We start from the raw sequence: 23,705 nt of genomic DNA, 5'->3' as shown, positions 1-23,705 counted from the left end.
TTGCGAGTATGAATGGCCGTGATGCTGTAAAACCGGCTCTCCCGGCTATTCATCGCCAGAAGCAGCCATTGTCAGTTTACAGTTATAGTCCTGCGCCAGGGAAAGGAGTACTTGCGTTACGTGCCCGGCGGATAACTGGGCGCTGTGGGTAAAAGCCGTTTGTTTGTATAGCCAGTGAATATAGTGCCTGCTGGCGGCTAAAGAGAGTGTTTTGGCGTTATTGTTATCCCCGCCCGTTAATAAGCAGACCATCTTACGGTTTTTTGCCTGCATCCAAAGCTGCCACTGATTTTGCCACCAGCCATGGTGCGTTGTTCCCTGAAAATTCCAGGGTGTATTAGTATCACTGTCATTTATATCTTCTTCTATAAACCAAAGCTCACCTTGCCGCTGGCGAAACAGTTCTGCCCAGGCAGTTATAATGGCGCCTCTCAGAAAGCATTCGTGAGAAATAACATGTGCCTTTACCTCAGGGAAAAGGAGGTGCAGTACCCGAAAATGTCCGTGAGCAGCAATAACCGGACGCAGAATCGTACCTTTGGCGTTACGTTTGAGTACCGCACTTCCATACTGAATTTCATCGAACTGACTCCGACGGAGAAACTGCGTCTCGCGCATATCAACGCGTTTCACGATATCACTATGATGCAAATCAGGTTCAATATTCCCTCTCCAGCGATAACGTAGGGTTTCCCCGATCTGATGCTGAGTAAAATTAGTGGAGAGATGAAGAATATTACCGTGGGTAGCATCGAAACTGAGCAGAACATACAGTTTCTGTTCTGCACGCTCCCCCTGGAACGGTACAATCAGAGGAACCGTTTCAATCCGTTCTGGCGGTGCTATTTCTCTTTGTAATTGCTGTTTGGGCGTCCAGACTTTTTTGCAGGCGCGACACTGAACGCGCTGTGTTCCCTGTGGGTTATGACCATAGCAAATAATTTCTTTACGATAACATTCGGGACAAAAACGACCTCTTTCAGAAGCATATGCGGTTAAGTGAGCAAATAACCATTCACTAAATTGTTGTTCATCAAACAGAGGGGGATAACTCCCACATGCCCGGCAGTGCAGTGCCGGATAACCCAGTCTGTAGTCTGGCCAACTGTAATCTACCGATGCTGGGAGCCCTAAATTGCGACAACCAAACGTTTTGCAGGTATTAATCGTAAATAGCGTCGACATGAGTCACCAACGATTTCGAAAGGTCGCTGATTTTGCCCTACAACTCTTGACTGGTTGTGTGAACAGACGCACATAAAAAACCCTTTCAGAACGTAAAGTGACAAATCTTTATATGACTGAAAGGAACTGGTTATGAAGATAAAAGTAATTACTGCGGGTATTCTGTTGACGTTACCATTTTGGGTCTGCGCCAAGGATGTCACCATTATTTATACTAATGATCTCCATGCGCATGTGGAACCTTATAAAGTGCCATGGATTGCTGACGGTAAACGAGATATTGGTGGTTGGGCGAATATCACCACCCTGGTAAAAGAGGAAAAAGCCAAAAGCAAAGCAACATGGTTTTTTGATGCGGGTGACTATTTTACTGGCCCTTATATCAGCAGTTTGACGAAGGGAAAAGCGATCATCGATATCATGAACACCATGCACTTTGATGCAGCCACGATAGGCAATCATGAATTTGATCATGGCTGGGACAATACGTTATTACAACTTAGTCAGGCGAAATTCCCTATTGTGCAGGGAAATATATTCTATCAGAACAGCAGTAAATTATTCTGGGACAAACCTTATACCATCATTGAAAAAGATGGCGTGAAAATTGGCGTCATTGGTTTGCACGGCGTGTTTGCCTTCGATGATACCGTTTCCGCGGCAATGCGCGTAGGTATTGAAGCACGGGATGAAATTAAGTGGCTGCAACGCTATCTCGATGAACTGAAAGGTAAAGTTGATTTGACCGTGTTGCTGGTCCATGAAGGTGTGCCTGCTCGTCAGTCCAGTATGGGGAGTACCGATGTACGTCGCGCGCTGGATAAAGATATTCAGACCGCAAGCCAGGTGAAAGGACTGGATATTCTGATTACCGGACACGCGCATGTTGGTACGCCGGAACCGATTAAAGTAGGAAATACGCTGATCCTCTCGACCGACAGCGGCGGTATTGATGTGGGAAAACTGGTACTGGACTACAAAGAGAAGCCGCATCACTTCACAGTGAAAAACTTCGAACTTAAAACCATTTATGCCGATGAGTGGAAACCCGACCCACAAACGAAGCAGGTGATTGACGGCTGGAATAAGAAACTTGATGAAGTGGTACAACAAACGGTGGGACAGTCGCCGGTTGAATTGACACGCGCATACGGTGAATCGGCCCCACTGGGGAACCTGGCTGCAGACGCTTTGCTGGCGGCAGCGGGCAAAAAGACACAACTGGCCTTAACCAACTCTGGCGGTATCCGCACTGAGATCCCGGCAGGTGCTATTACCATGGGGGGCGTCATTAGCGCGTTCCCGTTCCCTAATGACATGGTCACGATGGATCTCACCGGTAAACAATTGCGAAATTTGATGGAACATGGCGCAAGTTTAAGTAATGGCATTTTGCAGGTCTCAAAAGGCCTGGAAATGAAATATGACAGCAGTAAACCGCTCGGGCAGCGGGTTATCGTACTTACACTTAATGGCAAACCGATTGAGGACGCGACGGTCTATCGTATTGCCACCCAAAGCTTCCTGGCTGATGGTGGTGATGGTTTTACCACGTTTACCGAGGGTAAAGCGCGTAACACAACAGGCGGGTATGACGTTTCTAACGCTGTGATCGATTACTTCAAAGCGGGTAATGCCATTACGAGTGAACAGCTCAACGGTATACGCGTTGCTGATGTGAAAAAATAAATGCTCTCGCTGTGATACGTTCTTTTACATTTATTACTAATAAAAGGAATACAATTATGACAGTTACATATGTAAAAACTGAACTTGCACCGGCCGATAATCAGCTCGCCGCATATATTTATTTTACTTCAGATACACCAGTAAGTTATTCATACACTGTATTAAAAAGGACAACCAGTCCAACCAGTGTGGATTTTTCCTATACATCGGATCTTATTCCAGATATTTCACAAACCATAAGAATCCCTGTCATTGGTCTTTATGCTCAATATGTAAACAGCGTTCAAGTTGTGTTTAAAGATGAAGCTGGGACTGAGGTTTTTAATCAGCAATTCCCTGTTAGTACGGAGGATCAGGTCTATGATAATTCCGTTATCTTCCATCTCGATATTGAACAAACAGATCCTACTCTGTTTACATCTGTATGGGGAAACAGTTGGTTAATGCACTCTTCTGGTCGCGGTTACGATCAAAATGGTGACCTGCGATTTTATTTCTTAACGGTTTATAATCTCCAACCGTTAAGAATCAATAATGGTTACATCTATACCGGTAGTGATGAAGATATGTCATGGTATGGCCGTCGTTTTTTCAAAATTGACATTCTCGGTAATGTCATCTTTGAATTCAACATGCGTGATTCTGATGGTAATCGCTATTCAAATACTCACGATTTAGTCTGGGACTCCGCAGGCGATATTTATATGTTTGGTAGCGACAATCCTAATCGGATAACCAATACGATGGCTCAGGATGCCTGGCTTCTGAAATTCAACGATCAGACTGGTAAAATGATTTGGGCAAAAAATTACACCAGTGAGTATAGCGGCTCTCAAATATTAAATAACAGTACTGCCAATGATGTTCACTTGAATTCTCTCTCATGGATTGAGAGCAGTCCAAATAATGATGAAGCAGTTATTGTACATTCTCGTTCAACGAGTACAACATTTGGCGTGTCTATTGATGATGGTAGTATCTTGTGGGTAATCGATACAGGTAACTTCAACCCTCAATTCCCAGCAAATCAAACAACTATTCATATTGATAACTCTGGCATTACTAACTATGAAAATGGTGCCCATACTGTGTGCACCACTAGTAACAGTGAATTTTCAGCATATATTGACCCTACTGTAGGAAAATTTGTTTTATCTGTATTTGATAATAGATCTTGTCTTGATACAACTGAAAATCCTGTTCTTCACCCGATGAATGACGGTGCAACAACAGATCCCTATTCAACATATCCAGCTCGCATTCTATTCTATGCTGTAGACTTAGCTGCAAAAACAGTTGTTGAAATTCACACGCCTATTGAACTACCAATAACCCCCATAGTCCAATGGACTGATTTTATGGGGGGAGTGTTTGACCACGATGATTACTTCGTTATTTTTACCAACCATGCTCGCTCATTATTTATCAGTGATGTGAATAGTAATATGATTGCCACTATCTACGATGTGACTTCTATACTTGATGGTGTACCTCAATTCCCTGGGGAGAGTTATCGTGCTAGATTATTTACCGAAACAGAACTATCTGACTTAATTACTACTGCATCAATTACAGTAAATTAATAAAAAGATGAAACTATAAAGCTTATTAAAGGGGAAACGCGGTATTTCCCCTTTGGTGCGTTTCAATCCGTGAATTACTTCAGCAGATCAATCAACCGCAGCAGAGCCAGTAACAGCTCCAGCGCGGCGATGAGCACAACCAGCTTATGCGTCAGTGTGTCCATCCGCTCTCCTTGTAAAAGGAGCGCAACGCCTGCATCTTACCCTTACACTGCCTGTCGGTGCAGGTGTACAGTTACTGGATTGTACTATCACGCTCCAGACCGGGGCACTGCCTGCGGCACCACCCGTCCGGCAGCCAGGGCTTGAAATCGGGCTGGTCTGAAATGTGATAAATCCAGTGTTTCGCATTATAGGGCGAAGGTGTTCGTTTGCAATGAGAGATAAAGCCAGTTAGACTCAAATGGCTGGATTGTACTGTCACGCAACGCCACTCAGGCCGCCGTCCGCAGCCTGAGAGCGAAAAATAAAGAACCCTGCCTCACCAGCGGGGTTTTTTATTTTCTGCGATCTGCCTTCCAGATCTCCGCCCCACAAAAATCCCCCCGGTAAAACCGTCTGTTTTCAGGCTATTATGCGCAATCATCCGCGTGGTCAGCGCGTTGCTTGTATTGTCAGTGGCGATTCCAAAGGCGCTATCGTAAAATTCTCTTTTTGCAACAGGTAACATCGACAATGGCTCTGATCCCAAAAAACTACGCGCGGCTGGAAAGCGGCTATCGTGAGAAAGCACTAAAAATCTATCCATGGGTGTGTGGACGTTGCTCGCGGGAGTTTGTTTACTCAAACCTGCGCGAATTAACGGTTCACCATATCGACCACGACCATACCAATAACCCGGAAGACGGCAGCAACTGGGAACTGTTGTGCCTGTTTTGCCATGACCACGAACACTCGAAGTACACGGAGGCTGACCAGTACGGCACCACCGTTGTGGCCGGGGAGGATGCGCAAAAAGATGTTGGCGCAGCAACCTATAACCCCTTTGCCGATTTAAAGTCGATGCTGAATAAGAAGAAATAGTCTCAGGCGTTGCCCATAGCGGGGCATGGACAGTGACGAGCGAAAAGGTGGCTGAGTGAAATATGACAAATAAACAATTTTACCCAATCGGTAGTCCAGGGCAGCCCTGGACTGAACGCGAGAAGCTGCTGTGGCAACAGGGGCAGACACGTTACCGGTGCTATAAGAACGATGTCCTTGACGTACTCGATACGCTCAAACACCGCTATGAGATCGTTCAATATGGTGAATTACACTACGGTGATGATCGTTACCCGTTGATGGCCGCAAAATCAAAAAACTGGGACGATAATTTGCCGGTCGCACTCATTACCGGCGGCGTTCACGGTTATGAAACCAGTGGCGTTATGGGCGCACTGGATTTTTTAGCAGAATGCCGCAGTGAGTATGTCGGTAAATTGAATTTACTTGTTGCCCCCTGTGTCAGTCCCTGGGCATATGAGCGAATCACCCGGTGGAACTACAATGCCGTTGATCCTAACAGGCAATTTTTCCCGCAAGGACAAGCCGCAGAATCCCAGGCATTGATGATGTTCATTGCTCCGCTGAAAGGCCAGTTTGCGGTTCATGTCGATTTGCATGAAACGACAGATACGGACGAAAGCGAATTTAGCCCGGCCCTCGCAGCCAGAGACGGGTTGCAGTATGAACCAAAGAACATCCCTGACGGTTTCTATCTGGTCAGTGACGCGCAGAATTCGAGACTGGACTTCCAGCGCGCCATCATATCTGCGGTTGCAGAAGTGACGCATATCGCACCTGCAGAAGATGATGGCAGTATGCTGGGTTTTCCCGTCGTCAGCTCCGGCGTTGTTGAATATGACAATAACGCATACCACTTGTGCTCGACGATGACCGGCGCGCCCTTCACGACCACGACGGAAGTTTATCCTGATAGCGCTGAAACCTCCCCGGAAGAATGTATCAGGGCGCAGGTTGTCACCGTCCGTCGGGCCATTGATTTCGCGCTGTCAAACTGATCCATCAGACCGGGATGATATCGCCCGGTCTGTGTTTTTCGCCTGCCTGGGACTCAATGCGTCGTCACCGCCGCACGGCCTTTTGCCTCCTGCAACGCCATCCGCAGGTGTTCGTTATTGTCGGCCAGCAGATCCCGCGCGTGCCAGGCGTCCAGCCCGGTCAGCAGCATCAGGATGGCGGTGCGGCAGCTATGGTTGCAGCTTTCCAGCGCGCGCTTCGCCTCGGCGCGCGGGCACCGGGCGGCTTCCATCACGATGGCAATCTGCCGCTCCGTCCAGTGGGTATCCGCCGCGTTAATATCGACCCGCAGGTTGCTGTAGACACGACCTGTACGCACCGCTAAGCCGGTGGAGAGCATATTGAGGATCTGCCGCTGCGCCAGCCGCGCTTTCGGGTTGGCGAACCCCACCACCACTTCCGGTCCGGTCTGCGGCGCGATGACGATATCCGCGAGCTGCGCCACTTCGCTGGCGGCGTTTTGCGTGATGGTCGCCACCGTCGCGCCCAGCGACCCGGCATAGCGCAGCGCGCCCCACACCCACGGCGTTTTACCGCTGACCGAGAGCCCCAGCAGCATGTCGTTGCGGTTAACATCGAGAGTCTGCAGGTCGTTGATACCGCGCTCATAGTCGCTGGCCGCCGCCTCACGTTCCTGCAGCAGCGCTTCTGCGCCGCCGGCAATCAGGCCAATCACCGCATGATGCGCTTCCGGGGCGTACTCGCATGCGGCCTGCATCGCCGCGCGGCCGGAGGCTCCGGCACCGACGATAATCAGTCGCCCGCCCCGGCTCAGGGTGGCTATCGCGTTGTCGACTAACCGGGTGATGTCTGGCAGGCAGGCGGCAATGGCATCGGCGATCACTCTGTCGTCTTGCAGGAGTGTCGCCAGCATATCTTCAGTGGAGAGTTTGTCGATATTCTCCGTACAGGTATTACGTCGTTCCATCATTAAACCGGTGGGTTTACTGCTCATACAAACCTCCAAATATGTGCTTCCTTACACACTATAAGGTTATTTATCATCGTCTCCTGCGAGTGAGGTCACGCTTCACCGCCTGAATGGTTAGTTTTCCTGTCATTACACGGCTTTATGAAACGCCCCTCATCTGCGATAATCAGCATTTCCGCCGTTACACTCCGGGAATGTTATGAACGCTTTATCGCCCGCTCGTAAGCGCCCAATGAAACTCAACACCACGGTGACGCTTATGATTTGCAGTGTGATCGGCACTGTACTGCTGCTGATGTTTACCCTGTGGTTTTCGCAAATCAGCAACGCCACCCGCGATGGCGTCAAAGACATGGCGCTGGCGGTGGCGCGCACCCTCGCGGACAGCCCCGACGTCAAGCGCGGCCTTACCCTGCCGCCGGACAGCAATATCATTCAGCCGCTGGCGCTGGCCGTCGCCAAGCGTAACCACCTGCTGTTTGTGGTGGTGACCGATATCAACGGTAACCGTTATTCCCACCCCAACAGCAAGCTTATCGGCCAGCACTATATCGGCGATGACATTAACCCGACGCTAAAAGGCAAAGAGAACGTCGCCATTAACCACGGCATGCTCGGGTACGCGCTGCGCGTTTACACCCCGGTGTTTAACGATGAGCGCCAGCAAATCGGCGTGGTCGCCATCGGCATTTCGCTTGCTAAAGTCAATGATGAGCTCGCCCGCAGCCGCGTCGATGTGCTGCTCACCATTTTGTTCAGCACCCTGGTCTGCGCCCTGGGGACATGGAGCCTGGTGCGGGTGCTTAAGCGCGCGCTGCTGGGGCTGGAACCGCACGAGATCTCGGCAAAACTCAAGCAGCGCCAGGCCATGCTGCACTCCCTGAAAGAGGGGGTGATCGCCGTAGACCAGAACGGCCAGGTGACGCTGATTAACCCGGCGGCGAAAAAAATGCTGCAATCGCCCGATAACAGCGAAACCGATGAGGGGCCGCTGCTGGCCGATCTTAACGAAGTTCTGCAACGCGACGAGCCCATCTACGACCGCGAGATAAGCTGTAACGGGCTGCTGCTTATCAGCAACACCGTCCCGATTCACTGGCAGGGCGCCATCGTCGGGGCGATCAGCACGTTCCGCGACAAGACCGAGGTCAGCCAGCTGCTTCAGCGGCTGGACGGCATGGTCAACTACGTCGATGCGCTGCGCACCACCTCGCACGAGTTTATGAACAAACTGCACGTGATCCTCGGCCTGCTGAATATGAAAAGCTATGACAAACTTGAAGAGTACGTGCTGCAAACCGCGCAGAATTACCAGACGGATATCGGCGCTATCCAGCAGCAGATCAAATCGCCGGTGGTGGCGGGCTTTCTGTTAGGCAAAATTCACCGGGCGAACGAGCTGGGCTTTACGCTGACGCTGGCGGAAGAGAGCCGGGTGCCGGATAACCCCAATGAAAAGCAGGTGACGGTGCTGGTCACCGCGCTGGGTAACTTAATCGAAAACGCGCTGGACGCCATGCACGGGCAGCCGGAGGGTGAAGTCAGCGTCCTGCTGCACTACCATAACGGCTGGCTGAGCGGTGAAGTCAGCGACGACGGGCCGGGTATCGCGCAGAGCAATATCGACGCCATTTTTACAAAAGGTTTCTCAACGAAAGGCGATAACCGCGGCGTTGGGCTGTTCCTGGCGCACCAGCAACTGAGCGCGCTGGGCGGCAACATCAGCGTCGAATCCGAGCCTGGCGTGTATACCCAATTTTTTGTTCATCTTCCCTGGGATAGTAAAAGGACGACGGCGTGATAAATGTATTGATTGTTGATGATGATGCCATGGTAGCCGAGCTTAACCGTATGTACGTCGCCAGAGTACCTGGCTTTCGCTGTTGCGGTACGGCCTCTACCCTGCATCAGGCCAGGGAAATGGTTAATAACCCGCTGCTGGAGATTGATCTGGTGCTGCTGGATGTCTATATGCAGCAGGACAGTGGGCTCGATCTGCTGCCGACCCTTCGCGCCAGCGGCCGCGCTATCGACGTAATCATGATAACCTCGGCGGCCGATGCGGCAACAGTGCAGACCTCCATGCACTACGGCGTGGTGGATTACCTGATTAAGCCGTTCCAGTTCCCGCGGTTTGAAGAGGCGCTCAACGCCTGGCGTGAAAAGCATAAGCTCATCACCACCCAGCCGTATTATGAGCAGTCGGAAGTGGACCGCCTGCTGCACGGCGCCAGTCCGGAAATCGCCGATGACCGTCGCCTGCCGAAAGGGCTGACGGCGCAAACTTTACGCACCATCTGCCAGTGGATTGATAACCATCCCGGGTCGGAGTTTTCGACCGATGAGCTGGCGACGGCGGTAAATATTTCCCGCGTCTCCTGCCGCAAATATTTGATCTGGCTTGCGCAGATCAACATTCTGTATACCAGCATTCACTATGGCGCCACCGGCCGTCCGGTCTATCGCTACCGTCTGGTCGCCGAGCAGTACAACCTGCTTAAGCAGTACAGCCAGTAAGCCGGTAATCGGCGTCGAGAAGCGAGAAGCGAAACCGGCGCTGTGAAGAGAGGATAACGTCGCGGTTTTTGGTCACAAAAATCGCTTCGATATCCTCGCGCTGGCGCAGCAAAGCGCCGCCTTTTTCAACCCCCAGGCCGTACAGCAGCGTGGTCCAGATATCGCCATCAAGCGAGTCCGCCGAGATAACCGTCACGCTGTGCAGCGCATTATCCAGCGGATACCCGCTACGCGGGTCGAGAATATGGTGCCAGCGTCTGCCGTCCTGTTCAAAGTAGCGCTCATACACGCCGGAGGTCACCACCGACTGCCCGTCGACATCCAGCACGCCCAGAACCGACGCCTCCCCGGCGAACGGTTTTTTAAGCCCTACCGACCAGCGCCCCAGGGTGTGTACGTTGCCGCCGAGGTTAATCAACGCCTCCGCCATCCCCTGCTGGCGCAGATAATCCCGCACCCGGTCGGCAATGTAGCCTTTGGCGATAGCGCCAAGGTCGATTTCCATCCCCGGCTGGGTCAGAAATACGCTGGCGGTCGCATCGTCGAGCACCACATCCTGCGGGCGCGTCAGCGCCAGCCGGGCGGTTATCTCCGCCCCGGAGGGCACGCGGTTGCCCTGAAAGCCGATACGCCACAGCTTCACCAGCGGGCCGATGGCCAGATTGAATGCGCTGTCCGGCGCCAGGCTCGCAGCCTTTGCGCATTTGATAAGCTGGTACACCGGGCGGCTGACGGTCACTGGATGCCGTCCGGCGGCGTGGTTGATATCCATCACCTGCGACGACGCGCGGTTAACGGTCAGCAGATCCTCATAACGTTTAATCACCTGGAAGACCCGGGAGGCTAACGCTTCATCATGGCAGGGAAATTTGAGCAGGATGGGCGATCCCATCAGGACGGCGGAATAGCGGTACAGGCAGCGTTCATCAGACATCATACGGTCTCCTGGGCGATAACCCCGGCGAAGAGACCTCGCCGGGGAAGATGCACGGGCGTTAGCCTCTGGCGTGTTTTACCGCCTGATGGCCTGCCAGCGTACCGAAGATAATAATATCCGCCACCGCGTTACCGCCGATGCGGTTGCCGCCGTGGATACCGCCCACCACTTCACCCGCCGCATACGCGCCCGGGATCGGCTGTTGATCGGTATTCAGTACCGCCGCGTCGGAATTGATGGTCACGCCGCCCATGGTATGGTGGACACCCGGCGCAATGCGAATGGCGTGGAACGGGCCTTCGTTGACAGGCGCGCGCAGCGCCGTGGTGCGACCGAAGTCTTCATCGTGCTGGCGCTCCACAAAACCGTTGTAGCGCTCAAGCGTGGCGAGGAACGCGTGATAATCCATCCCCAGCTTATCCGCCAGCGCGCGCGGCGTGCTGGCGCTGGTCACCAGCCCTTTGGCGATGTATTCGTCTGCGGCTTTGTTTTTCGCCCGCACGTGTTCATCAAAGACGATGTACGCATAGTGCTCCGGCAGCGCGATGATCGACGCCGACACCTTATCGCGGGTCTCCAGCTCGTTAAAGAAGCGGTTGCCCTGCTGGTTGACGAGAATAGCCCCGCCACCGCGAATTGACTCCGACACCAGGTAGGAGGTTTTCTGCTCCACCGTTGGGTGGATCTGGATTTCTCCCATATCCACCGTGCCCGCGCCGATGCGCTCCAGCAGCGCGATACCGCCCCCGGTCGCCCCTTTGTGGTTGGTGGTCACAAAGCCGTCGAGGTCAGGACGGTATTTCACCACCATCGCGCTGTTGGCGCTGAAACCGCCGGTCGCCACCACCACGCTGCGGGTGTGCACCACCATCGCGTCGTTCTCTTCGTTCAGCAGGCGCACGGCGCTGACTTCATCGTTCTCCATCAGGATCTCGTCGACGGTCGTATCGAGCATCACGTCAATACCGCGTCGGGTGAGATTGCGCACCAGCCCGCTTATCAAATAACCGCCTACAGCCGACCCGTCGCGCGGACGGTGGGTACGGTCGATGCTCATCCCGCCGGTGGTAGTAATGTCGTTGAGCATGATGCCGCGGTCCGCCAGCCATTCGATGGCCTGTGGCGCATTATCGACAAAGCGGCGTAGCAGCTGCGGGTTATTTTTGGTTTTCCCACCCTTCAGGCTTTCCTGATAAAACAGCGCTTTGCTGTCCTGAATCCCCTTCACCCGCTGGAAACGGGTTTCCGCCGCGTTCATCCCGGCGGAGGCTTTGATGGTATTGCCGCCAATGGTCGGCATTTTTTCCACCACCAGCACCCGGGCGCCCTCATCGTGCGCCTGAATCGCCGCCGCCAGACCCGCGCCGCCGCTGCCGACCACCACAACGTCATAGGCTTTCGCCGTCGCCGCGTCGCCGCCCTCTTCCGCCGCCAGTGCCTTGCTGGATTTCAGCATGGCCTTCGAGACGGCTTTTTTCACCGCTTCGCTCTGGCTGGTGGCGCCGGAAATGGCGTCAACGTGCGGCGTGTTAGCGGTTAAGATACGCTCGCGAATCTCTTCAAAGCTAGTGGTAAACTCCACGCTGTCCACCGGGCTTGCGGCAAGCGCAATGTCGGCGATGCGATCGTTTTCCAGGCTGACGTTAATGACCAGTTCACTGGCGTCATCCAGAACGGTTTCAACAAACATGCCCGGTTTGAAGCGGGCGTCGCCCATGCTCATGTCGCGAATCATCGCCTCCACCAGCGAGAAGCGCCACAGCGGCTCAGGGATATTCAGGGCTTCGCGGCAGGTGCTGTCGATAAAGAGCTCCAGACGCTCGCCGCTGGCGATGCGCGCCGTCCAGTCCGGATAAGCGATACAGGCCCGGCCAACCGCCATCAGATCATACCCATGATCCAGCCCCTGCTCTGCATCCCCGGCATTCACCACGCCGCCCACGCCCATCACCGGCACCTGCGCCAGCGTTTCGCTGCGCAGGGCGCAGTATTTTTCAATCAGCGGCGTGGGGTCGGTGGTCTCGACGATCGACGGGCGCAGCGACGCGCCGAGGGAAAAGTGCAGATAGTCCAGGCCGCGTGCGGCAAGCTTCTCCAGCAGATACAGGGTGTCCTCGAAGCGAATGCCGGGCACCTCCAGCTCCTCCGGTGAAAAGCGATAACCGATGATGAACGCGTCATCAGCGTACTGACGGACCATTTTGTGGGTGATATCCAGCACCGCCAGCGGGAACCTCGCGCGCTTATCGCGGCTGCCGCCCCATTGGTCGTCGCGCTGGTTGGAGTTCGGCGAGTAGAACTGCTGGATAAGATAGGTATTGGCGCCGTGGATTTCCACACCGTCGAACCCGGCCAGGATCGCGCGGCGCACGCCGTCGCCAAACTTGTTCACCATCCCCTGGACTTCGTCAGCGCTCAGCGCTCGCGGGGTGGCGGCACCATCACGCGGCGCCGCCAGGGCGCTCGGCGCAACCGGCGTACGTCCGCCGATAAGCTGCGGGTCTACCATCCGGCCCCCGTGATAAATCTGCAGGATGGCTCTGGAGCCCTCGCCTTTGATGGCCTGCGCAATCTTCGCCAGTCCGGCGATTTTTTCATCATTGTCGATACCGATCGCGCCAGGAAAAGCCAGACCGTGGTCGTCGATAAAACAGCATTCTACGATGACGGCCCCAATGCTGCCCGCACGAACCCGGTAATACTCGACCAGCTCGCGGGTGACAGTGCCATCATAATATCCGGTACAGGTCGTCATCGGCGCCATAAGCAGGCGGTTTTTTAGCTCCGTTCCGTTCGGTAAGGTAAAAGGACGAAAAATGCGTTCGCTACTGGTCATAATAACACTCCAGATTTCAAATATTAAAAATTTCAGAATAAGGTGACGGAATGTCTTTTATTTATAGTTATTTATTCCTGTAAAGTCATACTCACAATATAACGCTTTTTTTAGTTACCAAAATACTTACGTTAGTTAATAAACTATTTAACCACCTAAATAACACCAGCACCTCTTTTGTATTATTTGATTTAAATATCAAATTTACAAAACCGCCAAAAACAATAACAATTAACACACATTTATTTATTGTAAAAAATTCAATAAAATGCATATTAATCAATTGGATAATAAAAACAACCAAAACAAGAATCCAAACAAAATGTTAACATTTAGCGAATTTTTAAGCAGAAAATCACCTCCTCCAATAGGGTTACTTAAAATAATAACAAAACGTTTATTTGGTCATTTTTATTGATCTCAATCAATTGTCATCCGCGATGAATGCGCAATATATAAATAACCAACAAATTCTATTTAACGCCTTCAGTATCGCGTTAGATTATCGCCGTAAAGAATAATCAAGAACCGATATTAATAACTAAAGAAAGTTTTAAAACTAAAGAAAGCAAATGATTATTCCAGGCGCAACCGTATTTTTAACTACTTGCAGATACTCACTATGACAGAGAAAAAAACACCCCCACTGCCTGCTGGCGCAGCAGGGACAAAAACGGTGGATACACGCCGCCTGTTGATGATGGCGCTGCCCATTATCGTCGCCGTGCTGTTGTTGTTCGTTCCGGTGCCGGAGGGACTTCCTCCTTATGCCTGGCACTACTTCGCTATCTTTGTTGGCGTCATCGTCGGTTTGATCTTCGAACCGCTGCCGGGCGCCGTCATCGGGATAACTGGCGTGGTGGTTATCGCCCTGTGCAGCCAGTGGTTGCTCTTCAGCCCTGAACAGCTGGCCGACCCGAAGTTTAAGCTTGCTGGACAGTCCTTTAAGTGGGCGGTGAGCGGTTTTGGCAACTCCACGGTATGGCTGATTTTCGGCGCCTTTATGTTTGCCGCGGGCTACGATAAAACCCAGTTCGGCCGCCGTCTGGCGCTGATCCTGGTGAAATATCTCGGCCGCCGCAGCCTGACGCTCGGCTATGCCATCGCCTTTGCTGACCTGCTGCTGGCGCCGTTTACGCCGTCCAACACCGCACGCAGCGGCGGGACCATCTACCCTATCATCGCTAACCTGCCGCCGCTGTATGGCTCAAAACCTAACGATCCGAGCGCGCGCCGTATCGGCTCCTATTTGATGTGGGTCGCCATCACCGCCGCCTGTATCACCAGCTCGATGTTCCTCTCGGCGCTGGCGCCGAACCTGCTGGCGCTGGCGCTGGTAAAAAGCATCGTTGGTATTAACATCTCCTGGGGCACCTGGTTTATCGCCTTCCTGCCGTTAGGTATCCTGCTGATCCTGACCATGCCGCTGCTGGCCTACTGGTTCTACCCGCCGGAAGTGAAGGTTAACGATGAAGTGCCGCTGTGGGCCGCCCGCGAGCTGGAGAAACTCGGTCGCCTGTCACGTAACGAAATCCTGCTGCTGGTCTTTGTCTGCTTCGCGCTGATGATGTGGATCTTCGCCGCCGAATGGATTGAACCGGCGCTGGCCGCCCTGCTGGTTATCGTGCTGATGCTGTGGACTGGCGTGCTCTCCTGGAACGATATCACCAGTAACAAAGCGGCGTGGAATACCTTTGCCTGGTTCGCCACCCTTGTTGCGCTGGCCGACGGCCTCTCCTCCACCGGCTTTATCGCCTGGCTGGGTAAAGAAGGCGGCGCGCTGATGAGTGGCATCTCCCCGGGCGTGGCCACTGTCGTGCTGCTGCTGGCGTTTTATCTGTTGCACTACCTGTTTGCCAGCACCACCGCGCATACCACCGCGCTGCTGCCAGCAATGTTGACCATCGCCTCTACCATTCCGGGCATGAATATGCAGGTGTTCGTTCTGCTGATGGTGACCTCGCTCGGCGTGATGGGGATTATCACCCCGTACGGTACAGGTCCCAGCCCAATCTACTACGGCAGCGGCTATCTGCCGACCAAAGACTACTGGCGCCTGGGCACTATCTTCGGTGCCATCTTCCTCGCCGCCCTGCTGCTGATTGGGTATCCCTGGATGTCCATGATGTTCTGATTCATCACCGCCGAAAGCGCGCTTTCGGCGGTTTTATCTTTATGGAGAAAGTGAGCTATGTCGACCAAACCCTTTACCTATCAGGACCCCTTCCCACTGGCAAAAGATGAAACCGACTATTATCTGCTTAGCCGTGAACATGTCACTGTCGCCGAGTTTGACGGTCAGGAAGTCCTTAAAGTTGACCCCGAAGCGCTAACCCTGCTGGCACAGCAGGCCTTCCACGATGCGGCGTTTATGCTGCGCGCCTCCCACCAGAAACAGGTTGCCGCGATCCTGCTCGACCCGCAGGCCAGCGACAACGACAAATATGTCGCCCTGCAGTTCCTGCGCAACTCCGATATCGCCGCCAAAGGCGTGCTGCCAACCTGCCAGGATACTGGTACTGCCATCATTATGGGGAAAAAAGGCCAGCGCGTCTGGACCGGCGGCGGCGATGAGGCCGCCCTCGCCCGCGGTGTCTATAACACCTACACCCAGGATAACCTGCGCTATTCGCAGAACGCGCCGCTGGATATGTACAAAGAGGTCAACACCGGCACCAACCTGCCAGCACAGATCGATCTCTACAGCGTCGACGGCGACGAATACAAATTCCTGTGCATGGCCAAAGGCGGTGGCTCGGCCAACAAAACCTACCTGTATCAGGAAACCAAAGCGCTGATCACCCCGGCAAAGCTCAAGAACTACCTGGTGGAGAAAATGCGCACCCTCGGTACGGCTGCCTGTCCGCCGTACCACATCGCCTTCGTGATTGGCGGCACCTCTGCTGAAGCGACCCTGAAAACCGTCAAGCTCGCCTCAACCCACTACTATGACGGTCTGCCGACGGAAGGCAACGAGCACGGCCAGGCGTTCCGCGATGTTCAACTGGAGCAGGAATTGCTGGTGGAGGCGCAGAACCTTGGTCTCGGTGCGCAGTTTGGCGGTAAATACTTCGCCCACGATATCCGCGTGATCCGCCTGCCGCGCCACGGCGCTTCCTGCCCGGTCGGCATGGGCGTTTCCTGCTCCGCCGACCGTAACATCAAGGCGAAAATCAACCGCCACGGCATCTGGATTGAAAAACTGGAAAGCAATCCGGGCCAGTATATTCCGCAGGCGCTGCGCCAGCAGGGTGAAGGTGATGCGGTCAGGATTGATCTGAACCAACCGATGAGCGCGATCCTGTCCCAACTGTCGCAGTATCCGGTTTCTACCCGCCTGAGCCTCAACGGCACCATTATCGTGGCGCGCGACATTGCCCACGCGAAGCTCAAGGAACTGCTGGATAACGGCGAGCCGCTGCCGCAGTACGTTAAGGATCACCCGATCTACTACGCGGGCCCGGCAAAAACGCCGGAAGGCTATGCGTCCGGTTCGCTTGGCCCGACCACGGCGGGACGCATGGACTCTTACGTCGACCTGCTGCAATCGCACGGCGCAAGCATGGTGATGCTGGCGAAAGGCAACCGCAGCCAGCAGGTGACCGATGCCTGCCACAAACACGGCGGTTTTTATCTCGGCAGCATCGGCGGCCCGGCGGCGGTACTGGCTCAGCAGAGTATCAAAAGCCTTGAATGCGTGGCCTGGCCGGAGCTGGGTATGGAAGCCGTCTGGAAGATTGAAGTCGAAAACTTCCCGGCGTTCATTCTGGTGGACGACAAAGGGAATGACTTCTTCCAGCAGATCCTCGCCTCTTCCTGCGCAGGTTGCAGCCAGCGAGGGTAATCTCTTTCGCCCGGAGGTAGTATCGCCGGGCTTTTTATCCGCCAAAACGAAAACCGCCTCCATGATGGAGGCGGTTTTTTTATCACCTGAAGATTACAGCGGCGCCCGCTTATACGCGGTGTAGCTGGCTTTCCAGTACGTTTTCTCAATACTGAGGAGCAGCTCCTCTTTGCTCATCACCGGCGCGACGCCATCCTGCTGGGCAGTACGGGCTACCTCGAAGGCGATAGCCCGGGAGAGCGGTTCAATCGCATCAACCGGCGGTAGCAATCCGCCTTTTTCGGTGGTTGCCAGCGGCGAGTGCGCGGCAAGCGTTTTGCTGGCGGCCATCAGCATGTTTTCCGTCACCCGGGACGCCCTTCCCGCCAGCACGCCAAGTCCAAGCCCCGGGAACACATAAGCGTTATTGCACTGCGCTATCTCATACTCCTGCCCCTGATAAAAGACTGGCGCAAACGGGCTTCCCGTCGCGACCAGCGCCGCCCCTTGCGTCCACTCAATCACATCCTGCGGCTGCGCTTCCGCCCGGGAGGTGGGGTTAGAAAGCGGCATCACGATCGGCCGCGGGCAATGACGGTGCATCTCTTTAATAACCGCTTCACTGAACAGACCCGGCTGTCCGGAGACGCCGATCATGACCGTCGGATGGGCGTTACGCACCACATCCAGTAATGAGAGATTCGCAGTGTCGACATCCCAGTGGCGAATGCTGTCCCGTGCGGTCACCAGATTCTGCTGGAAATCGAGCAGGTTCGGCATTTCGTCTGTCAGCAGACCAAAACGATCGACCATAAACACGCGGCTGCGGGCTTCGCTTTCCGTCAGACCGTCATCCATCATGAGGGTAATGATTTTCTCGGCAATGCCGCAGCCTGCCGAACCACCGCCGAGGAAGACCACCCGCTGATCGCGAATGTGGGTTCCTGCCGTCTTCGCTGCGGCAAGCAGAGTTCCTGCGGTAACGGCGGCAGTCCCCTGAATATCATCGTTAAAGCAGCACAGCGCGTTGCGGTAGCGGTTCAGCAGTCGGGTGGCGTTCTTCTGCGCAAAATCTTCAAACTGCAGCAGAACGTCCGGCCAGCGGTTCTGCACCGCCTCCACGAACATATCCATAAATTCAAGGTACTGGTCGTCGCTGATCCTCGGGTGGCGCCATCCCATGTACAGCGGGTCTTCAAGGTGCTTGGTATTGTTGGTCCCCACATCCAGCATAATCGGCAATGTGGACGCCGGATGAATCCCCCCGCAGGCGGTGTACAGCGACAGCTTGCCGATAGGGATGCCCATTCCGCCCACGCCCTGATCGCCAAGGCCGAGAATTCGTTCGCCATCGGTCACGACGATCACGCGGATATCGTGACGGGAGAAGCTTTGCAGCATTTCATCAATATGGTGACGATTCGGCCAGGAAATAAATAATCCTCTGGCGCGACGATATATCTCGGAAAAATGCTCACAGGCCTCGCCGACCGTTGGTGTATAAATAATCGGCAGCGTCTCTTTCATGTGCGTACGCAGCAGGTTATAGAACAGCGTTTCGTTGGTATCCTGAATATTACGCAAATAGATATGCCGCGAAATATCGCGTTTAAACTGGCAAAACTGTTCCCATGCCCGCTCCGTCTGCTCCTGAATGGTTTCGACGTTATGCGGCAACAGACCGTTAAGATTAAACGTCTGGCGTTCGCTTTCCGTAAACGCCAGCCCTTTATTTAACAGCGGACTTTCTAATAACACGGCGCCACTATACGGTGTATACAGCGTTTCCTTAATCAACATGCAATACTCCTGAACGGATCTCTTATGAAATCAAATAAATCATTAAACCTTCGGTAACGACACCCAGCGCGGTCCCCATTAAGATGGAAGAAGACGCGTTTTCAATATAGGTATCGCTCCGTAACGCAAACATTCCTGCGGCAATCGCCGAAGGCGTCGCGCCGATAATAATCACCTGCTGCATTAAGCTATGGCTTAAACCAAACGCCAGACCAGCGGCGGCCATCAGCCCCGGTTGCAGCAAATTTTTAATACTGATATTGGTAAACGTCTGCAGATTGAGCGTCGGGCGCTCGCCGTAAAACAGCAGACCTAAAGCGAACAACGAGAGACCGCCTGCCACTTTCCCAACCATCTCGATAGGCGAACTCAACAGATGCGGCAGTTGTACGCCCGCCAGGCTTAGCAACACGCCGGAGATAGGGATCCAGACAATCGGGTTTCTGACCGCCCGCACCAGGCTTTGCATTACCAGTTTGCCGGGGCTCAGTTCATCGTGGGCGCTTTCCGACTTATCCCCCATGCGAATCAGGATGATGGTCAGGGGGATCATAAACACGCTGGTCACGATGTTGCCGATAAGTACCCCGAGGAAACCTTCAGGCCCAATCAGCACCGCCAACACCGGCGCGCCAAAATAGGCCATATCCGGGAAGGCGCACACCAACGACTGCACCGCGCTGGTTTTAATGTCGTGGCGGAACACGTAGCGCGAGATCAGCAGCGTCAGGAAATAAGAGCCCATCAGCCCTATCACCAGCACCGCCATAAACGAAAAGTTCTTTATTTTATCCGGGTTTGTATTCAACGCGCCGATAAACAGGTGGAAAGGCAGCGCAAAGCGGATCACCACCGTCGCCAGCACGGAGGCATCTTCACGACGGCTGTAACCTAATTTTCCACTTAACCACCCGAGCAGCATGATAAATACCAGGGGGAACAGAGATTGTAATAGTAATGAGGGCATGAAAACTCCTGGCCATATAATAAACAGGAAATATAAAACAACTTTCGCTGGCTAATTTAACGATCGCGCATATACAGTGGGGTGACAACAATCACACTTAGCTCTATTTAAATACTTTCATCGCAGCTACTTTACTTACAAATATCAGGCATAGATTTTCAATTACTTTAATTACAAAAAGAAGAATTAAGTTATTTAAACAGAACATTTCGACGCTGTCACAAAACCAGTACAAGAGAAATCTTCGAGGCTTTTTAATCAGATGGGCGTGTGTTAGGTTTTTCAACGTTATCTTTGCATGGTTCCTCACTAACAAATTGTTCTTATTTTATATAGCTTTATTTTCAACCACCCCTACATTATTTATTAATATAATCAGGTAACACTAATGGAAAATAATCCACTACATCATACCCTTGCGAAATCCACCCCCGGCGGGCAGCCGCTGAAACTTCTGGGTAATATTGAAGTAGGTTCAGTGCCGCTGGCGCTGTTCATTACTATCGCCGCCATCGTTGCCGCGTCCGACGCAGCCGGTTTACTGCCGAAGAATATGATAGGCGGCCTCGCCGTCATCATGACCTTAGGTTTTGCGCTGGCGAAAATAGGCCGCATGATCCCGGTGCTGAAAGAAATCGGCGGCCCGGCGATCCTGTGCCTGATGGTGCCTTCGGTACTGGTCTATTTTGACCTGTTCCAGGCGCATACCATGGCCACCGTCCACCTGCTGATGAAAGAAGCGAACCTGCTCTATTTCGTGATTGCCTGTCTGGTGGTCGGCAGTATTCTGGGCATGAACCGGACTATCCTGATTCAGGGGATGATACGGATGTTCGTGCCGTTAGTCGTCGGTACCGCTACGGCTATCCTCAGCGGCCTGCTGGTGGGTTCCCTGTTTGGCTACAGCCTTTATCATACCTTTTTCTTTATCATCGTGCCGATTATCGGCGGCGGTATCGGCGAGGGTATTTTACCGCTTTCGCTGGCCTACTCCGCTATCCTCGGACAAACCCCGGATGTCTATGTCGCCCAGTTGGCGCCTGCCGCCGTCGTCGGCAACATTTTCGCCATTATCTGCGCCGGGGTGCTTGCGCGTATGGGAAGCCGCCGGCCGTCGCTTTCCGGTAATGGGATGCTTATCCGCAGCCGTGAAGACAACAGCGTATTTACCCAGACGCAGAGCGTACAGCAGACCGATTTTCAACTGATGGGCGCCGGTTTACTGATGATTTGCGCCTTCTTTATCGTCGGCGGTTTGTTCGAGAAGCTGGTACATATTCCCGGCCCGGTGTTGATGATTCTTGCAGCGGTATTTTGTAAGTACGCCAAAGTGATCCCATCGTCGATGGAGATGGGCGCGCACAGCTGCTACAAGTTTGTGTCAGCCGCCTTAGTATGGCCGCTGATGATTGGCCTTGGCATGCTGTATGTGCCGCTGGAGAGCGTCGTTTCGGTGTTTTCCGTCGGCTATGTGGTCGTCTGCGGGTCGGTGGTGATCGCCATGACGCTGAGCGGCTTTTTCATTGCTTCGCGGCTGAATATGTACCCGGTGGAAGCAGCAATCGTTACCTGCTGCCACAGCGGTCTCGGCGGAACGGGCGATGTCGCCATCCTGTCGGCGTCAAACCGGATGTCACTGATGCCGTTCGCGCAAATCGCTACGCGTATCGGCGGCGCTTCGACGGTTATCGCCGCCACTCTGCTGCTGGGTTGGGTGGTGTAACACCAGAGCGCAGACGAAAAAAAACGGTGAAAGCGCCAGGCTTTCACCGTCTTACTGAAGAGGCAGGCAATTACTCAGCGGTTTTCTGCTCGCCCATCACTTTCAGCTTCTTGGAGATATCGCGACGCTCTTTCGACAGCTCAGCGTTTTTGATGATGTAGTCGTCAACGCGGTCTTCATAGTCGGTCTTCATGCTGGCGATGATGCCCTGGATAGCCTCAACGCTCATCCCAGGCTTGATGTAGTCGCTCAGGTTGTCGAGCAGCAGAACACGTTTCTGGTTGTCACGGATCTTTTTCTCAACGTCCTGAATTTCACGCTGCAGCTTGTTCTTACGGCGGAACAGACGCACAAACTCCAGTACGTCCTGGAACGAAGGTTTGGTTGTTTCCATTTTTACACCCCTAATGATTGAGATTCGGATTCGTAAAGCCACCGCGTAGGGTAAACATAACTGCTCACGGCGGCTGATGACAATGGGTTTTTACTTTGGGTTCATCATAACCCTAAATGTAGCTGAATCGAAACAAGCAGACAGCAAACCCGTCCCATATGCGCGTTATTTGCGCAATGCCCGACAAATCAAATGCGACAGCAGCTCCAGTTGCCGCGCCAGCTCCATACTTAACCATACGTAGCCGTGGATCGGCGTCTCAGACAGATTATCTCCCTGATACTCCCCCACCAGTTGGCGCAGCTCGGCGACGATCTCATTGAGTTTCTCATTGTTCGCCAGAATCGGCTGCGGGTTGCCTTCATACAGCGCATGGGCGATAGTCAGCAGCGTCTGTTGGGTCATCTGCTGCATATCGCGCAGCGTCTGGGCGTTAAGCATCACATAGTGGCTGGCGCGCGATGCCCAGTAAGCGTTGATTTGCAGTTCCAGCATGCACACCAGGTTACGGCTGACGGTTTGAATCCCCTCGAAAATTGACTTCTGTATGCGCGTCTCTTTGCTTGCCGGGGTGATAAACCCGCGCATTTTCACCACGTCATTGAGGACTTTCTGGATATGCCGTTCAAGGCGGGGGCGTTCCAGCAGGTTTGGCGAAAAGCCCGCCTGGTAGAGGCGGTTAAATGCGGTAACGTAGTTCGCCATCTGAATACGCCAGTGCAGAAACGCGCGCTGCGGCCAGATGCCGGTAAACAGCATCGCCAGCAGCGAACCAAAAATCACGTCGCCGGAGCGCCACAGCGCGGTGTGCATGTCTCCCGCCGGCGCGCCCACGACCACCGCGAGGGTAATGCCGATCAGCAGCGCCTGATAAGGCTTTTTCCCGAGCGCCAGCCAGCCGCAGAGAAACATTGCCACGGCGCACCAGACAATCATCAGCGGCAGGGAAATCAGTTCAAGTTTTAGCGCCACCAGCCCAAGCGCGGAACCGAGGATCGTCCCGCCGATACGCTCGAAGGCGCGCGGCACCACGTTCCCCCAGAAGGAAATAGGCCCCATGATCACGACAATCGTAATCAGAGGCCAGGTACCTTCCGGAACATCAAGCAGACGAATCAGCAAAAACGTCAGGACAAAGGCCAGCGCGATGCGCACCCCGTGAACGATACGGTAGTGGCGGTAAAAACGAATTTCAAAAGGGCTGAGTGATTTATCGGCTCGCACACCCACTCTCCGGCCGGACTAAAAGCACAATTGTATCCGTTTTTCTGCAACGTGGATCACGCGAGTGTTAATAA

Annotated in this window: 18 protein-coding genes; 9 read left to right on the top strand and 9 right to left on the bottom strand. The window is 53.5% G+C overall.

The features are described from left to right. Positions 1-45: 45 nt before the first annotated feature. Positions 46-1,185 carry a cytoplasmic protein gene (locus JO226_RS18710; protein ID WP_293641316.1) on the bottom strand — a complete coding sequence of 380 codons (1,140 nt, stop codon included), beginning with the start codon at positions 1,183-1,185 and terminating at the stop codon, positions 46-48. A gap of 132 nt (positions 1,186-1,317) precedes the next feature. On the opposite strand from JO226_RS18710, the gene JO226_RS18705 reads away from it, so the two are divergent. Beyond that, entirely contained in the window at positions 1,318-2,874 is a 1,557-nt protein-coding gene (locus tag JO226_RS18705) for a bifunctional UDP-sugar hydrolase/5'-nucleotidase (protein WP_293641313.1), read from the top strand. Positions 2,875-2,930: 56 nt separating this feature from the next. Next, positions 2,931-4,457: an aryl-sulfate sulfotransferase gene (locus JO226_RS18700; RefSeq protein ID WP_293641311.1), complete on the top strand. Its 1,527-nt coding sequence runs from the start codon at positions 2,931-2,933 to the stop codon at positions 4,455-4,457. A 481-nt stretch (positions 4,458-4,938) separates the two neighbouring features. On the opposite strand, the gene JO226_RS18695 is transcribed toward JO226_RS18700, so the two are convergent. Next, the gene (locus tag JO226_RS18695; protein ID WP_293641309.1) at positions 4,939-5,127 is read right to left on the bottom strand and encodes a hypothetical protein; all 189 of its coding nucleotides are present in this window, start codon (positions 5,125-5,127) and stop codon (positions 4,939-4,941) included. A gap of 5 nt (positions 5,128-5,132) precedes the next feature. Here JO226_RS18695 and yajD point away from each other — a divergent pair, with 5 nt between their 5' ends. Continuing rightward, complete coding sequence (yajD, locus tag JO226_RS18690) at positions 5,133-5,480, top strand: HNH nuclease YajD (protein ID WP_013365700.1); 348 nt, start codon at positions 5,133-5,135, stop codon at positions 5,478-5,480. Between the two features lie 62 nt (positions 5,481-5,542). Then, positions 5,543-6,460, top strand: a complete 918-nt coding sequence (locus JO226_RS18685) for a M14 family metallocarboxypeptidase (RefSeq protein ID WP_293641301.1) — start codon at positions 5,543-5,545, stop codon at positions 6,458-6,460. Positions 6,461-6,513: 53 nt separating this feature from the next. On the opposite strand, the gene JO226_RS18680 is transcribed toward JO226_RS18685, so the two are convergent. After that, a complete protein-coding gene (locus JO226_RS18680) occupies positions 6,514-7,434 on the bottom strand; it encodes an N-acetylmuramic acid 6-phosphate etherase (RefSeq protein WP_293641299.1) in 921 nt (306 codons plus the stop codon). A 175-nt stretch (positions 7,435-7,609) separates the two neighbouring features. On the opposite strand from JO226_RS18680, the gene JO226_RS18675 reads away from it, so the two are divergent. Next, entirely contained in the window at positions 7,610-9,211 is a 1,602-nt protein-coding gene (locus JO226_RS18675; protein ID WP_293641297.1) for a sensor histidine kinase, read from the top strand. Then, positions 9,208-9,927, top strand: a complete 720-nt coding sequence (dcuR, locus tag JO226_RS18670) for a two-component system response regulator DcuR (protein ID WP_293641295.1) — start codon at positions 9,208-9,210, stop codon at positions 9,925-9,927. Before JO226_RS18675 ends, dcuR begins: the two co-directional genes overlap by 4 nt. On the opposite strand, the gene JO226_RS18665 is transcribed toward dcuR, so the two are convergent. Both JO226_RS18665 and JO226_RS18660 read right to left on the bottom strand, forming a co-directional pair. After that, positions 9,908-10,861 (bottom strand): FAD:protein FMN transferase, encoded by a 954-nt coding sequence (locus JO226_RS18665; RefSeq protein WP_296406178.1) that lies wholly within the window; start codon positions 10,859-10,861, stop codon positions 9,908-9,910. The genes dcuR and JO226_RS18665 overlap by 20 nt on opposite strands. 61 nt (positions 10,862-10,922) lie before the next feature. Then, a complete protein-coding gene (locus JO226_RS18660) occupies positions 10,923-13,700 on the bottom strand; it encodes a flavocytochrome c (RefSeq protein WP_293641293.1) in 2,778 nt (925 codons plus the stop codon). Between the two features lie 622 nt (positions 13,701-14,322). On the opposite strand from JO226_RS18660, the gene JO226_RS18655 reads away from it, so the two are divergent. Further along, a complete protein-coding gene (locus JO226_RS18655) occupies positions 14,323-15,834 on the top strand; it encodes an anion permease (protein ID WP_293641290.1) in 1,512 nt (503 codons plus the stop codon). Between the two features lie 57 nt (positions 15,835-15,891). Beyond that, positions 15,892-17,544: a class I fumarate hydratase FumA gene (gene fumA, locus JO226_RS18650; protein WP_293641287.1), complete on the top strand. Its 1,653-nt coding sequence runs from the start codon at positions 15,892-15,894 to the stop codon at positions 17,542-17,544. Positions 17,545-17,637: 93 nt separating this feature from the next. Here the strand turns inward: fumA and JO226_RS18645 are convergent, their stop codons facing one another. Together JO226_RS18645 and JO226_RS18640 are read right to left on the bottom strand one after the other, a co-directional pair. Continuing rightward, positions 17,638-19,323: an NAD-dependent malic enzyme gene (locus JO226_RS18645; protein ID WP_293641284.1), complete on the bottom strand. Its 1,686-nt coding sequence runs from the start codon at positions 19,321-19,323 to the stop codon at positions 17,638-17,640. Between the two features lie 22 nt (positions 19,324-19,345). Further along, positions 19,346-20,290, bottom strand: a complete 945-nt coding sequence (locus JO226_RS18640) for an AEC family transporter (protein ID WP_293641282.1) — start codon at positions 20,288-20,290, stop codon at positions 19,346-19,348. A 388-nt stretch (positions 20,291-20,678) separates the two neighbouring features. On the opposite strand from JO226_RS18640, the gene JO226_RS18635 reads away from it, so the two are divergent. Next, the gene (locus tag JO226_RS18635) at positions 20,679-22,013 is read left to right on the top strand and encodes a 2-hydroxycarboxylate transporter family protein (protein WP_293641280.1); all 1,335 of its coding nucleotides are present in this window, start codon (positions 20,679-20,681) and stop codon (positions 22,011-22,013) included. A gap of 70 nt (positions 22,014-22,083) precedes the next feature. On the opposite strand, the gene JO226_RS18630 is transcribed toward JO226_RS18635, so the two are convergent. Together JO226_RS18630 and JO226_RS18625 are read right to left on the bottom strand one after the other, a co-directional pair. After that, on the bottom strand, positions 22,084-22,407 hold the full coding sequence (locus JO226_RS18630) for a DUF496 family protein (protein WP_062741474.1): 324 nt from the start codon (positions 22,405-22,407) through the stop codon (positions 22,084-22,086). Positions 22,408-22,572: 165 nt separating this feature from the next. Then, positions 22,573-23,631, bottom strand: coding sequence for an FUSC family protein (locus JO226_RS18625; RefSeq protein ID WP_293641277.1), 1,059 nt, complete (start codon positions 23,629-23,631; stop codon positions 22,573-22,575). Positions 23,632-23,705: the final 74 nt, after the last annotated feature.

The organism is Pluralibacter sp. (assembly GCF_019237635.1).
Taxonomy (GTDB): domain Bacteria; phylum Pseudomonadota; class Gammaproteobacteria; order Enterobacterales; family Enterobacteriaceae; genus Enterobacter_B.
The sequence above is the reverse complement of the archived record's forward strand: the minus strand, read 5'-3'. Positions and strand labels throughout refer to the sequence as shown.

Coding starts and splice junctions, on each gene's coding strand:
- JO226_RS18710 (WP_293641316.1), bottom strand. CDS start 1,185: ATGTCGACGCTATTTACGATTAATACCTGCAAAACGTTTGGTTGTCGC.
- JO226_RS18705 (WP_293641313.1), top strand. CDS start 1,318: ATGAAGATAAAAGTAATTACTGCGGGTATTCTGTTGACGTTACCATTT.
- JO226_RS18700 (WP_293641311.1), top strand. CDS start 2,931: ATGACAGTTACATATGTAAAAACTGAACTTGCACCGGCCGATAATCAG.
- JO226_RS18695 (WP_293641309.1), bottom strand. CDS start 5,127: ATGTTACCTGTTGCAAAAAGAGAATTTTACGATAGCGCCTTTGGAATC.
- yajD (WP_013365700.1), top strand. CDS start 5,133: ATGGCTCTGATCCCAAAAAACTACGCGCGGCTGGAAAGCGGCTATCGT.
- JO226_RS18685 (WP_293641301.1), top strand. CDS start 5,543: ATGACAAATAAACAATTTTACCCAATCGGTAGTCCAGGGCAGCCCTGG.
- JO226_RS18680 (WP_293641299.1), bottom strand. CDS start 7,434: ATGAGCAGTAAACCCACCGGTTTAATGATGGAACGACGTAATACCTGT.
- JO226_RS18675 (WP_293641297.1), top strand. CDS start 7,610: ATGAACGCTTTATCGCCCGCTCGTAAGCGCCCAATGAAACTCAACACC.
- JO226_RS18665 (WP_296406178.1), bottom strand. CDS start 10,861: ATGTCTGATGAACGCTGCCTGTACCGCTATTCCGCCGTCCTGATGGGA.
- JO226_RS18660 (WP_293641293.1), bottom strand. CDS start 13,700: ATGACCAGTAGCGAACGCATTTTTCGTCCTTTTACCTTACCGAACGGA.
- JO226_RS18655 (WP_293641290.1), top strand. CDS start 14,323: ATGACAGAGAAAAAAACACCCCCACTGCCTGCTGGCGCAGCAGGGACA.
- fumA (WP_293641287.1), top strand. CDS start 15,892: ATGTCGACCAAACCCTTTACCTATCAGGACCCCTTCCCACTGGCAAAA.
- JO226_RS18645 (WP_293641284.1), bottom strand. CDS start 19,323: ATGTTGATTAAGGAAACGCTGTATACACCGTATAGTGGCGCCGTGTTA.
- JO226_RS18640 (WP_293641282.1), bottom strand. CDS start 20,290: ATGCCCTCATTACTATTACAATCTCTGTTCCCCCTGGTATTTATCATG.
- JO226_RS18635 (WP_293641280.1), top strand. CDS start 20,679: ATGGAAAATAATCCACTACATCATACCCTTGCGAAATCCACCCCCGGC.
- JO226_RS18630 (WP_062741474.1), bottom strand. CDS start 22,407: ATGGAAACAACCAAACCTTCGTTCCAGGACGTACTGGAGTTTGTGCGT.